This window comes from Acetobacterium sp., assembly GCF_036508315.1.
Lineage (GTDB): Bacteria > Bacillota > Clostridia > Eubacteriales > Eubacteriaceae > Acetobacterium.
In genome coordinates, this window is record NZ_DATCHP010000070.1 from 1 (window position 1) to 13,133 (window position 13,133).

Consider the following 13,133-nt stretch of genomic DNA (forward strand, 5'->3'; position numbering starts at 1 on the left):
TATCGTCTTTTTCAATCATGTAAGTCAGGATATCACTGATTTCCTGTGATCTGTAGCCCAAATTTTCCAGGGCAATTTCCATGACCGGATTCACCATTTCCATGGAACCCCCGCCAATGAGTCTTTTGAAAACCACATGATTATAAAAAGGTTCCACTGAGGTTGCGCCGCAATCCATCGCAAAAGAAATAGTGCCGGTGGGAGCTATTGCCGATACCTGGGCATTGCGGTAACCGTAGGCTTCCCCGGCTTCCTCAGCGAGTTGCCATGCTTCTTTAAGCTGAAGGCTGATTTCATTAAAGCCCATTTTTTTCAGGAGTGGATGATTAATTTTTAATGGTTCATAATGAAGTTCTTCATAGCCATCGGTTCTTGCGCCGGCAACCCGGCTATGATTTCGAATGACTTTCTTCATATGTGATTCATTTACGGCATACATTGGAAATGCGCCAACTTTTTCTGCCATTAATCCGGAAACGTAATAAGAGACCCCCGTCATCAAACCGGTTATCCCTGCAATCAGGGTTCGGCTCTCCGGTGAATCATAGGGGTATCCTAATGCCAGTAGCAAAGATGCTGCATTGGCAATACCCAGACCCGTTGTTCTGAATAAATAACTTTTTCTGGCAACGTCTTTGGTCGGAAACTGTCCCTGATAAATGGAAGCTTCCAAGGTGCACTGGATCAATCCCACTAAATGAACATATTCCTCGGTTCTAAAACTTTTGTCATCGGGGTTATAAAACCGGAAAACATTTATCGATGCCAGATTGCAGGCGGTGTCATCCAGGAAGGCATATTCAGAACAGGGATTGGTTGCATTGATCCGGTTTCCCTTTTCGCCTACCACACCATTTTCTCCGCCGGGGCAAGTGTGCCACGCATTAAATAAATCATCAAACTGAATGCCGGGATCTGCACATTCCCAGGTTGCGGTATTCAGACTTTTCCATAACGTCTTCACTGGAACTTCCCGATCAACGCTGCTGTCAACACGACCTTTTAATGTTATCTGATGATCCGGTTCATTTTTTAAGTTAAGAACGGCTTTCATAAAATCAGCGTTTAGCCGAACCGAATTATTGCCATTCTGTCCACTCACCGTTTGATATGCATCACCATCCATGGATAAATCATAACCCATTTTCCCAAGATCTCTGACCTTCTGTTCTTCTTTTGACTTCCAGTTAATAAACGTTTCTATTTCCGGGTGATCAATATCAACAATCACCATTTTAGCTGCCCGGCGAGTAGTACCTCCGGATTTAATGGCACCGGCATTACGATCCAGACCTAAAAGAAAGCTTATCATTCCCGAGGATTGTCCGCCACTGGTGAGTCCTTCGTTAACACCGCGAAGGTTTGAGAAATTTGTTCCAACCCCTGATCCGCCCTTAAACAACTTTGTTTCACTGACATACTGCTCGGAAATAGAATGATCTCCAAGCAATCGATCCTGAATGGACAATATAAAACAGGCACTTGCCTGGGTTCTTGAATATCGATCCTCGGATTCTAAAACCTGGCCGGATTTTTCATCATAGTAGTAAAGATCATCCTTTGATCCGCTGATCTGATAGTTTCGCATAAGGCCGGTGTTAAACCATTGTGGTGAATTAGGGGCCCACATTTGTTTCAAGAAAGCATAAACCAGCTCATCATAATAAATTTGCCATTCTTCCTGGGTTTCAATAAGCCCTTCTTCTTTAAGAGCATCGGTCCAGAAGCCCACAAGACGATCAGCAATTTCACGCATACTATGTTCATAGCCAAGATTATTTGGGATCCCTTTGCGTCTGAAATATTTTGTAGCTATAATATTACAGGCATTCTGAGAATATTCTTCGGGAAATTCCAGATCCTTCATTTCAAAAATAGTTTCCCCTGTTTGATAATTTTTTAGGATAACATCGACCGTTTGCCAGTTGAAAAGATCATATACCGTCTTTTCTGTGTTTTCTAATTCCTTTGTAAAGATCCGTTTAAAGAGTTGATTCAATTGTTTCAATTATTTATTTCTCCTTTAGTAAAATACATCATCTAGCGATGCTTTATCAGTATATTCCTATATATGGTGCTGAGCAATGTATTTTTTTGTATTTTATTTTGTGTGTTTTTTCTTTTTTTCTGATCTTTTTCCCTCAACCACAAAGAAAAGGCTCTGTAAAGAGCCTTTTCCATAATTGTTTTCTACCTATTTGTTCATCGAAGCCTATTCTTCGCTCCGATTTTTTTTATTTCATTTTAACTTTTTGCCCAATCTTAGTTTCTCTGCCTTGAATAATCCGGCCAATGTTTAATCGGTGCTGCCAAAAACAAAAGAAGAAGAGGATGAAAGCAAAAATGATTTCTAAAATGGACCGGCTTAAAGCAATGGCAGTAATCGGAAGCACGAATGCTCCAACAAGCGATGTCAGTGAAATCATTCTCCAGACAATCAAAACGATGATTGCAATCACAATAGCAATGGAAGTAACTTGCCAGTCATAGGTAAGAAAAACCCCCAGTGATGTGGCAACTCCTTTTCCTCCTCGAAATTGGAGAAATACTGGCCAGTTATGCCCTGCCACAACCGCGATCCCGCCGCAAATAATAAAAACAGAATCAAGACCAAGCCATCTCCCGGCAATTATGACCAGCGCGCCTTTAAGTGCATCCAGAAGAAAAACCGGTATTGCATAATTTTTTCCCATGACTCGAAGCACATTTGCGGTACCGGCATTTCCGCTGCCGTAATCCCGCACATCCTCATGTTTAAAAAATTTAACAATAATATAAGCAAAATCAAGGTTTCCAATCAAATAAGCAACAACTACAAAAATAAATCCGATTAAAATATCCATTTTCCCACCTCTTTCAAAATCATTTAATTTGAATCTTCTTTGACACGATTAATGAGTATCATAACTTTTTCCACTACCTCATCATAATTTTCTCTTTGATGGGGATACTCACAGTGAGTGCAATTTTTGACGCCTTTTTCAGTGTAAACAAAATTGCCGCCACAGTCTTTTCCCAATGCATACAAAGGACAATAACAAAAAAGACAACTAAAGTTTTCACAATCTTTCACCTTATGACAAGGGAAATATTCACAAGCACGATGCTGGAAAAATTTGAAATTTTCACTATCCGCTTTCATTTTAAACAGCGTCCATTCCTGCATTCAGGGCTTTTATGTTAAGTTCAACAAATTTCTTTTTCACATTATCCCGGATAATCTTTTCCCAGTCAATATCCATGAGACCCATAGATTTCACAACAGACCCTAAAAGAATGACGTTCATCACCTTTTTGTTCCCTAAGGTCTCTGCCATTTCAGTAGCTGTCATGACCCGACAACTTGCCTTGTTTTCGATTTCTGCAAGGATTCCTTCAGGGTAGGCATTGGCTCCGATAATAACCGACAAGGGATAAATCTCAGTGTCATTGACAATGATTTTCCCTGCTGGTTTCAGGTATTCCAGGGACCGCAGAGCTTCCATTTTTTCAAAAGCAACCACAATGTCAGCGGTGCCGATTTCAATCACCGGGGATTGGACATCATCGCCATAGCGTACCAGCGAAGATACCGATCCCCCACGTTGGCTCATGCCATGGATTTCACTCATTTTTACGTCGTATCCGGCTTCCATCAAACCAATGGTTAAAAGCTTGGCTGCCAGAATGGTTCCCTGACCGCCAACACCGACTAATACAATATTTTTTGTTTTCATTTATCTCACCTCCGTGTGAATAGCTTGCTTTGGACAAATTTGCAGGCAAATTCCGCAGCCGACACAGAGCTCATTTAGAATTCCTGATTTTTTATTCACTCTGTCAAAGGCCAATGCCGGACATCCTGATTTCAGGCATTTTTTACATCCGACGCAAGTTTCAACATTAACGGTACAAATCTTCTTAAAGGCCGTTGGAAACTCAGCCTTATCCTGGCTTGATAATTTTTTCAGAACACAGGGCCATCGGGTAATTACAACTGCCGGGCCATCGGTTTCCAACCCCCAGTTAATGGCATCTTTAACCTCCTGGAGGTTATTGGGATCAATGGTCTTAACATTCGTCACACCACAGGCAGAAACAATCGCTTTAATATCAAGCTCCGGCGAGGCTTCACCTTTAAGATCATAACCGGTACCGGGGTTTTGCTGATGTCCGGTCATGCCGGTAATCCGGTTGTCCAGGATAATGGTCAGGGTGTTACTTTTGTTATAGGTAACATCCATGAGGCTTGTAATTCCAGAATGAAAAAAGGTTGAATCTCCTAAAATGGAAACCACTTTTTTACTGGTGTCGCCTTTAATATCAAAGGCTTTTTGGACCCCATGACCGGCGCTGATGCTGGCACCCATGCAGATCATAGCATCTGTGGCATTGTATGGTGGCATAAGCCCCAGAGAGTAACATCCAATATCACTAAAGATCATAATGTCTTTACGCTTGCCTAAATCGTAGAATATTCCCCGGTGAGGGCATCCGGCACAAAGAGCCGGTGGCCGTGGCAACACCATTTCAGGATTTGGCTGAATGGTAGGAATGGTTTCTCCAAACAGCGCTTTTCGTATCCGATCCGGAGTAAGCTCACCCATGGAGGGAAGCATTTCTTTCCCGATACAATGAATCCCTGCTGCTTTAATTTCCTTTTCCATAATTGGATCGTTTTCTTCGAAAATATACAGGGTCTTCTTACCCTTAGAAAAATCTGAAATCTTTTCCAACGGCAGAGGGTAACTAAACCCGATTTTCATGTATGATACTTTATTGCCAAAGACTTCTTTGGCATATCGATAGGCAACCCCGGAACCAATAACCCCAATGTCTGAACCATTATCTTCAATAAAATTAAAAGGTGAGTTATTTGAATAAAGTTCCAAACGTTTAAAATTATCAGCAAGTTTTATCTGCATCCCTTTTGCAAAGGCCGGCAATGGACAGTATTTTCGAATGTTTTTTTCATAGGGCTTGTCTGGTACTTCCACACGCTCCTGACATTCAACGATGGATTTAGAGTGACACACCCTGGTGGTCATTCGAAAAAGAACCGGCATATCATATTCTTCACTGACAGCATAAGCTTCTTTTATCATATCCTTTGTTTCCTGGCTATCCGAGGGTTCAAACATACAAACCTTGGCATGTCTGGCGTAATTCCGATTATCCTGTTCATTTTGTGAAGAATGCATTCCCGGTTCGTCAGCAGAGACTAATACTGCACCACCATTAACCCCGAGATAGGCAAAGGTGAAAAGCGGGTCGGTGGCCACATTCACGCCAACGTGTTTCATGGCACAAAGGGTTCGGATTCCGCCAATAGAGGCACCAGCCGCAGCTTCCAAGGCGACTTTTTCATTGGGTGCCCATTCCGATACAATTTCACTGTAGGTCGCCACATTTTCCAGTATTTCAGTACTGGGGGTTCCGGGATAGGCCGTGGCGAATTTTACGCCAGCTTCCCAGGCACCACGTGCGATCGCTTCATTTCCTGTTAATAATTTCTTCATTTTTAATTTTTGATCCTCTCTGGCATTATAATGTCTTTCCCTGGGTTGCAATGTAGGTACCCAAAGCAATGGAGTTTAATTTATTCTGATAAAAATCCGACCGTGATGTCAGTACAATGGGAACTGTAGCTGCCAATTAAGATAGCCCTAATCAAATGCTTTTTTTTTTCATCTGAAACAGCTTTGAGTGTATCAGCTTCAGCCGCAACAACAAGTCTTGGACTTAGGCCCACATTTTTTACTCGCGTTAAGTCTTCAAAATTTCTGATCGTTTTGACCTCTCAATTTTACGTATGTATCATTATACCCTAAGCAGTACTGTTTTTAAAGAAACAATTTCAATAAAGAGCCTAATCGACTGTTTTGCTTAATATAAAAAAGTCAGTATGTCAGAGCCAACAAAGAAAAGCCACCATCACCTTAATTGGTCTAAATCAAAAAAAAAAGCCCATTTAAAGGCTTTTTGATACTGTTATCTTTCTTCTAATGGGATATATTCAGATCGTTCGCACACATTTTTATAAGCAGGACGAATAATCTTACCGGCGTTAATGAGCTCTTCCAAACGATGTGCACTCCACCCTGAAATACGGGCCATGGCAAAAATCGGCGTAAATAATTGCAATGGTAAACCTAACATATTATAAACAAAGCCACTGAAAAAATCGACATTGGCGCTAACACCTTTATAAATTTTACGTTCTTCGCCAATAACCTCCGGAGCTAAACGTTCCACCATGGAATATAGTTCAAACTCTTCATGGAGACCTTTTTCTTCTGAAAGACTTTTTACAAAGCCTTTAAAGACTTCTGCTCGGGGATCGGAAACAGAGTAAACGGCATGCCCCATTCCATAGATTAAACCCGCCTTATCAAAGGCTCTTTTATGGAGCAGATCCACCAAATATTTCCTTACCTGTTCTTCGTCTGTCCAATCATCAAGGGTAGCCTTCATATCATCAAACATTTGAACAACCTTAATATTGGCGCCGCCATGTTTCGGCCCCTTAAGTGAACCCAGTGAAGCTGCAATCACAGAATAGGTATCCGTACCTGAGGATGATACCACATGAGCGGTAAAGGTTGAGTTGTTACCGCCGCCATGTTCAGCATGAAGCACCAAAGCAATATCCAGAATTCGAGCTTCAAGCTCTGTGTACTGACTATCCGGGCGCAGGATATGCAAGATGTTTTCTGCGGTTGAAAGTTCGGGCTGTGGTGTATGGATATACAGACTTTGTCCATCATTATAATGTTTATAAGCCTGATAACCATAAACAGCCAAAAGTGGAAACAAGGCAATGAGTTCTAAACATTGTCTTAAAACGTTAGGGATCGAAACATCACTGGCATTATCATCATATGAGTATAAGGTAAGAACACTTCGGGCAAGTGTGTTCATCATGTCTGAGCTCGGTGCTTTCATAATGATATCACGTACAAAGGTCGTCGGTAAACTTCGGTATTTTCCGAGAATATTTGTAAAATCGGTGAGTTCTTTGCGATCTGGAAGATCTCCAAAAAGCAGCAGATAGGTGACTTCTTCAAATCCAAAGCGTTTTTCTTTTACAAATCCATTCACGAGATTCTCAATGTTAATCCCGCGATAGAATAACTTACCTTCTTTTCCGATTTTAACACCATTTTCAAAGGTGAACGCTTGAATTTCTGAAATTTCCGTTAATCCGGTGAGAACACCATTCCCCTCTAAATCACGCAAACCTCGGTTAACCTTAAATTTTTTGTAAAGTTCTGTTTCAATGGTGCTATTTTTAGTACATAATTCGCTATAGGCAATAATTTCAGGGGTAATTTCCGAAAACATTCGATTCATTGTCCATCCTCCAAATTCTTATTTAATGGTATTTTGTATTTCTCTTCATTATACCTTAAACGGCCTATTTTATAAAGATATTTCGTTATTTTTTTTTATCTATTTGAAAGTTTTTTTTATAAACTGTCATCTTGTTTATAATAAAGTTCTTTTTAGCGGTATTTTTGATTAATAATAGTTAATTAGCAACTGAAAATGGCGATTTTATAATTATAAGAAATATTTTTTGAAAGTTTAACTGTGATTTCTTGCATTATTAATAATACTTCTCTTAAATAATTTAATTTCTCTTTTTTGATAGTCCCGCTAAATCCTGGCATTTTTTTGACCAACCATTTGAAAACAGGTGGGTGAGCCTAGAAATCAGAAAGAAGAGTTTCAAATTTTCAAAGTTTTTTCAACCTTTATTCGGACTATTTCAGGCAAAAAAAACCAGAAACCATTGGTATTACCAGGTTTCTGGGTTTATAATTTATTAATTAAATTGGCAGGGGTATGAGGATTTGAACCTCAGGCACGCGGTTTTGGAGACCGCTGCTCTACCAGCTGAGCTATACCCCTGCGTCAGCAACAGTAGCAGTATATGATTTTTTGAGGAAAAAGTCAAGGGCTTTTTATACTTTTAAATCAGTTTTGTTAAGATTCAGAATATTTTCATTGTCTTTAAGGATGGGATTGACTTCCTCATTAATAAAGTCGGTGACCTGCTGAGGTGCTCTCCCCACATAAAGTGAGGGGTCAAGCAAGGCATCAACATCCTTCGCTGCTAAATTAAAGGTGCCATCCTTTAATATTCGTTCAATTAAATCATTGGGTTTTCCTTCAACCTTAACCGTATTCCCGGCTTCCATTGACAGGACTCTGATTTTTTCATGGAGTTCCTGACGGTCGCCGCCGCGTTTGACACCTTCCATAATAATGTTTTCTGTTACCATAAAAGGAAGTTCCGCATTAATGTGCTGAAGAATCACTTTAGGATAAACAACCAGGTTTTCTGAAACGTTAATGGCAATCATGATAATGGCATCGGCTGCCAGGAAACCTTCGGGAATACTGATCCGTTTATTTGCTGAATCGTCCAGTGTGCGTTCGAACCACTGGGTTGCTGCGGTTATGGCGGGATTCAGTGAATTAATGATGATATGGCGGGCTAATGAGCAAATACGCTCAGTCCGCATTGGATTTCTTTTATAGGCCATGGCGGATGAGCCAATTTGAGTTTTTTCAAAGGGTTCTTCCACTTCCTTAAGGCTTTGAAGCAGACGAATGTCTGTTGCGAATTTACTCAAACTTTGAGCAATGCCACTTAAAACATTTAATACGTGGGCATCAAATTTTCGCGGGTAAGTTTGGCCGGTGACAGCAAAGGTTTTCTTGAATCCCATTTTCTCTGCCACCAGTTGGTCAATACGTTTCACTTTTTCCTGATCCCCATCGAAAAGCTCCATAAAACTTGCCTGGGTACCTGTAGTACCCTTAACGCCCAGAAGTTTAATATGGTCAATGACATGATTAAGATCAGTTAAATCCATTAATAAATCCTGGATCCATAAGCAAGCTCTTTTCCCAACCGTTGTGAGCTGTGCCGGTTGAAAATGGGTAAAGCCTAACGTAGGTAAATCCTTGTGCTGTAATGCGAAATTTGATAAATGATTAATCAGATTGATTAAAAGTTTTTGAATATGCAGTAATCCCTGGGTATAAACAATCACATCTGTATTATCTCCGACATAGGCACTGGTAGCCCCAAGATGGATAATCCCCTTTGCTTTAGGGCACTGTGCTCCATAGGTATGGACATGAGCCATGACGTCATGTCGCAGCTCTTTTTCTTTTCGTGCAGCCAGTTCATAATCAATATCAAATATTTTTGATTTCAGCTCATTAATTTGTTCATCTGTTATATGTAGGTCCAACTCTTTTTCAGCTTCTGCCAGAGCCACCCAAAGCTTACGCCATGTCTGAAACTTATTATCAGCTGAAAATATTTTCAGGATTTCCTTTGAGGAATAACGTTCAATTAAGGGATTCTCATAATATTCTTTCATTAATTTTTCTCTTTTCTTAGATTTTATAATTAATTGCGAAATTCAAAAACACAACAGTTAATTGCTTTGATGTCAGTTTACAAGATTGTTTCATGTAAACTAGACAGCGAAGCTCACAGACCTTTCGCAAATGCCTATTCAGATTTTAGTAACGTTCAATGAATTGGGTTATTCGACGAAAACCTTCATCGATATCTTCAAGCGAAGTTGCGAATGAAAGACGAATGTAATTCGGCATCCCAAAGGCTTCCCCCGGGATCACAATCACTTTGGCTACTTCCAGCAGTTTTTCAGAAAACCCAAAACTCGTATCAGGGTTAATAATATTTTTCCGATTATTTAAAATATTTGAAATATCAACAAAAATATAGAAGGTACTCTCAGGATAAATGTAATCTAATTCCGGGATCTTATTCAGGTATTCAATCATTGCCAGGCGGCGTTCATCAAACATCCTAATTATATTATCAACGGTATTGGATTTTTCCTCAAGGGCAGTAATTCCGGCATGTTGTGAAATAGTGGATGGATGTGAAATGGTATGACCCTGAACCCGCGTCATTCCCATAATTATTTCAGCGTTTGCCGCAGCATATCCCAACCGCCAGCCTGTCATGGCATAGGTTTTAGAAAAACCATTTACAAGAATGGTCTGATTCTTTATTTCTCTATTCAGAGATGCAATACTGATGTGTTTATGATTGTCATAAACAAATTCTTCATAGATTTCATCTGAAATTACTAAAATTTTATTTCTTACCAGAACCTCGGAAAGTGCCAACAGCTCATCTAAGGTATAAATAACACCGGTTGGATTCACTGGTGTATTTAAAATAATTGCTTTTGTTTTTGGTGTGATGGCATATATAAGTTCATCTGGCGTTAGTTTAAAATTATCCTCTTTTTGGGTTTCGGCAATAACCGGTACACCTCCGGCAAATCGAATTATTTCGGTATAACTCACCCAATATGGTCTGGGTATAATGACCTCATCCCCGGGATTAAGGATGGCTTGAAGAGCCACTGATATGCTGGATTTTGCCCCGCTATTGACAATAATATTTTCCGGTGGATAATCAAGTCCGTTGTCATCTCTGAGTTTTTTTGAAATGGCCTTTCGCAATGCTAAAACACCGGCAACGGCGTCATATTTTGTATACCCTGCATCGATGGCTTTTTTTGCGCCATCGCAAATATAGCCAGGGGTTGTAAAATCAGGTTCTCCGGTGCCAAAACTGATAACAGATTCACCTGCATCTCTTAATGTCTTAGCTTTTTCTGCCAGACTTAATGTTAAAGAATCCTTACTGTTTTTAACCCTGTCGGATATCATAGATTTCATTCTGTTTTCCATCATGATTTAACCTCATAAGTTTCATAAAATCGCGTAATGTCTGTAACCTTGTTATCAGACTCACTTATTTCTAAAATAATACCATTGATTTGAACGTTTCCTTTTGCTGTTACAAAACGTTTAGGACGTTTCGTCAACATACTCTCAATAATAACTTCCTGATCAACACCAATAACGCCATCTAAAGGCCCGGTCATTCCAATATCGGTAATATAAGCCGTTCCTTTTGATAAAATCCGTTCATCCGCAGTTTGAACATGGGTATGGGTTCCATAAACCGCTGTCGCAAAACCATCCATATAATAACCAAAGGCAATTTTTTCAGAGGTTGCTTCGGCATGGAAATCAATAATAATAATATCTGCAGAATTTTTAATTTCATTCATGAGGGATTTCATTAAATTAAAGGGACACCCTAAATTTGGCATAAATATTTGACCGGACAAATTAATAATACCGATTTTTTTATGTTGATGCTGAAAAATTTGAAACCCTTTCCCCGGACATGGGTCAGTATAATTAAGGGGACGGATAATTTGAGGATAGTCATCAATGGCATCCAACAATTCTTTTTGCTGCCAAACATGATTTCCCATGGTAATGGCATCGATGGGTAAAGACAATAATTCCTTGGCATTTTTTACAGTTAGACCATTGCCCCCAGAAGCATTCTCACCGTTAACAATTGTAAAATCAATATTGTATTGATTTATTATATTTGAAAGTTGTTCTTGAAGAATATTTCGTCCAGGTCGTCCATAGACGTCACCGAGTATTAATATTTTCATTTTCTTTCCTTTTTTATTAATTAGTAAAAAAAAGAGGAGATAAACTCCCCTTATTTTGCGTAGTCACTTGCTCTTGTTTCTCGAATCAGATTTACCTTGATGTTTCCAGGATATTCCATTTCGGCTTCAATCTTTTTAGCAATATCTCGTGATAATAAGATCATTCCATCATCGTCAACTTCATTTGGTTTAACCATAATTCTTACTTCTCGTCCGGCCTGAATAGCATAGCATTTTTCTACACCATCAAATGACATTGCAATGGTTTCAAGTTCTTGCAGTCGCTGGATATAGGAAACCAGTGTTTCTCTTCTGGCCCCCGGTCTTGCTGCTGAAATGGCATCTGCTGATTGCACCAGTACCGCTTCCATCGTTTTCGCTTCAACGTCACCATGATGAGCTTCTACAGCGTGAATGATGTTTTTGTTTTCTTTATATTTTTTTAGTAGATTTACCCCAATTTCAACATGTGGACCTTCAACCTCATGGTCAATGGCTTTTCCAATATCATGTAATAAACCCGCTCTTTTTGCAACTTTAATGTTTCCATCAAGCTCAGCGGCCATGATCCCGGCCAAATGTGAAACCTCAATGGAATGCTTGAGTACATTTTGTCCATAACTTGTTCGATATTTCAATCGACCAAGCAATTTTATTATTTCAGGGTGCAACCCGTGAATACCTGTATCAAAACAGGCCTGTTCTCCAACTTCCTTGATCTGGGCTTCAACTTCTTTTTGAGATTTTTTTACCATCTCTTCAATTCTGGCAGGATGAATCCGGCCATCAATGATTAGTTTTTCAAGGGATAGTCTGGCAACCTCTCGACGTATTGGATCAAAACCGGAAAGAATAACTGCTTCCGGTGTGTCATCAATAATAAGGTCAATCCCGGTGAGTGTTTCCAAGGTTCGAATATTTCGACCTTCACGTCCGATAATACGGCCCTTCATTTCATCGTTTGGTAAGTTTACTACGGTAATGGTATGTTCTGCTACATGGTCTGCAGCACAGCGTTGTATGGACTGTGCAATTAACTCTTTCGCTTTTTTATCAGCAACGGCTTTTGATTCCACCTCAATTTGGCGAATCATAATCGCAGCTTCACGACGTGTTTCTTTGCTGACATCGTCAAGCAAAATTGTTTTTGCTTCGTCATAAGTCATACCGGATATACGTTCAAGCTCTTTCACTTGTTCGTCGACTAACTCCTCAAGTGTTTCTTTTTTCTTCTCTAAATCTTTTCCTTTTTTGCCCAGGGCTTCTTCATTACGCTCCAGGTTTGTCAATTTTTTTTCAAGATTCTCTTCTTTTTGAACCAGTCGATTCTCCATTTTCTGAAGTTCGGCTCGACGTTCTCGGTTATCTTTTTCAATGGTTTCTTTTAAAACCAGGGATTCCTCCTTAGCATTAAATAGAATTTCCTTTTTTAAAGTTTCGCCTTCTTTTGCTGCATCTTTGACAATCGTACTTGCTTTTAGTTCAGCATTATTAATTTTGCCTTCGGCAATATTCTTTCGAATAAGATATCCGACAACAAAAGCTAATACAATTCCAATAATTCCAATAAATATGATAATTGTTTGTGTGCCTATAATTTTCACCTCCCTA

General features: G+C 39.6%; 10 protein-coding genes and 1 tRNA gene. All 11 read right to left on the minus strand.

Annotated features, from left to right (window positions below; all coding sequences use genetic code 11):
• A partial coding sequence (locus VIK44_RS09045) for an adenosylcobalamin-dependent ribonucleoside-diphosphate reductase (RefSeq protein ID WP_331553561.1) occupies positions 1–2,008 on the minus strand: 2,008 nt, incomplete at its 3' end.
• A gap of 226 nt (positions 2,009–2,234) precedes the next feature.
• A complete protein-coding gene (gene plsY, locus VIK44_RS09050; protein ID WP_331553563.1) occupies positions 2,235–2,843 on the minus strand; it encodes a glycerol-3-phosphate 1-O-acyltransferase PlsY in 609 nt (202 codons plus the stop codon).
• A gap of 23 nt (positions 2,844–2,866) precedes the next feature.
• Positions 2,867–3,142 (minus strand): cysteine-rich small domain-containing protein, encoded by a 276-nt coding sequence (locus VIK44_RS09055; protein WP_331553564.1) that lies wholly within the window; start codon positions 3,140–3,142, stop codon positions 2,867–2,869.
• Between the two features lies 1 nt (position 3,143).
• Positions 3,144–3,716: an indolepyruvate oxidoreductase subunit beta gene (locus VIK44_RS09060; protein WP_331553565.1), complete on the minus strand. Its 573-nt coding sequence runs from the start codon at positions 3,714–3,716 to the stop codon at positions 3,144–3,146.
• A complete protein-coding gene (gene iorA / locus VIK44_RS09065; protein ID WP_331553566.1) occupies positions 3,717–5,498 on the minus strand; it encodes an indolepyruvate ferredoxin oxidoreductase subunit alpha in 1,782 nt (593 codons plus the stop codon).
• Positions 5,499–5,970: 472 nt separating this feature from the next.
• Entirely contained in the window at positions 5,971–7,332 is a 1,362-nt protein-coding gene (locus VIK44_RS09070; RefSeq protein WP_331553567.1) for a citrate/2-methylcitrate synthase, read from the minus strand.
• A gap of 485 nt (positions 7,333–7,817) precedes the next feature.
• Positions 7,818–7,893 (minus strand) — tRNA-Trp (locus VIK44_RS09075).
• Positions 7,894–7,946: 53 nt separating this feature from the next.
• Positions 7,947–9,380 (minus strand): adenylosuccinate lyase, encoded by a 1,434-nt coding sequence (purB, locus tag VIK44_RS09080; protein WP_331553568.1) that lies wholly within the window; start codon positions 9,378–9,380, stop codon positions 7,947–7,949.
• A 145-nt stretch (positions 9,381–9,525) separates the two neighbouring features.
• Entirely contained in the window at positions 9,526–10,737 is a 1,212-nt protein-coding gene (locus tag VIK44_RS09085) for a pyridoxal phosphate-dependent aminotransferase (RefSeq protein WP_331553569.1), read from the minus strand.
• Positions 10,734–11,522, minus strand: a complete 789-nt coding sequence (locus VIK44_RS09090; protein ID WP_331553571.1) for a TIGR00282 family metallophosphoesterase — start codon at positions 11,520–11,522, stop codon at positions 10,734–10,736. Before VIK44_RS09090 ends, VIK44_RS09085 begins: the two co-directional genes overlap by 4 nt.
• 50 nt (positions 11,523–11,572) lie before the next feature.
• Positions 11,573–13,126 (minus strand): ribonuclease Y, encoded by a 1,554-nt coding sequence (gene rny, locus VIK44_RS09095; protein ID WP_414637069.1) that lies wholly within the window; start codon positions 13,124–13,126, stop codon positions 11,573–11,575.
• Between the last annotated feature and the right edge of the window lie 7 nt (positions 13,127–13,133).

Coding starts and splice junctions, on each gene's coding strand:
- plsY (WP_331553563.1), bottom strand. CDS start 2,843: ATGGATATTTTAATCGGATTTATTTTTGTAGTTGTTGCTTATTTGATT.
- VIK44_RS09055 (WP_331553564.1), bottom strand. CDS start 3,142: ATGAAAGCGGATAGTGAAAATTTCAAATTTTTCCAGCATCGTGCTTGT.
- VIK44_RS09060 (WP_331553565.1), bottom strand. CDS start 3,716: ATGAAAACAAAAAATATTGTATTAGTCGGTGTTGGCGGTCAGGGAACC.
- iorA (WP_331553566.1), bottom strand. CDS start 5,498: ATGAAGAAATTATTAACAGGAAATGAAGCGATCGCACGTGGTGCCTGG.
- VIK44_RS09070 (WP_331553567.1), bottom strand. CDS start 7,332: ATGAATCGAATGTTTTCGGAAATTACCCCTGAAATTATTGCCTATAGC.
- purB (WP_331553568.1), bottom strand. CDS start 9,380: ATGAAAGAATATTATGAGAATCCCTTAATTGAACGTTATTCCTCAAAG.
- VIK44_RS09085 (WP_331553569.1), bottom strand. CDS start 10,737: ATGATGGAAAACAGAATGAAATCTATGATATCCGACAGGGTTAAAAAC.
- VIK44_RS09090 (WP_331553571.1), bottom strand. CDS start 11,522: ATGAAAATATTAATACTCGGTGACGTCTATGGACGACCTGGACGAAAT.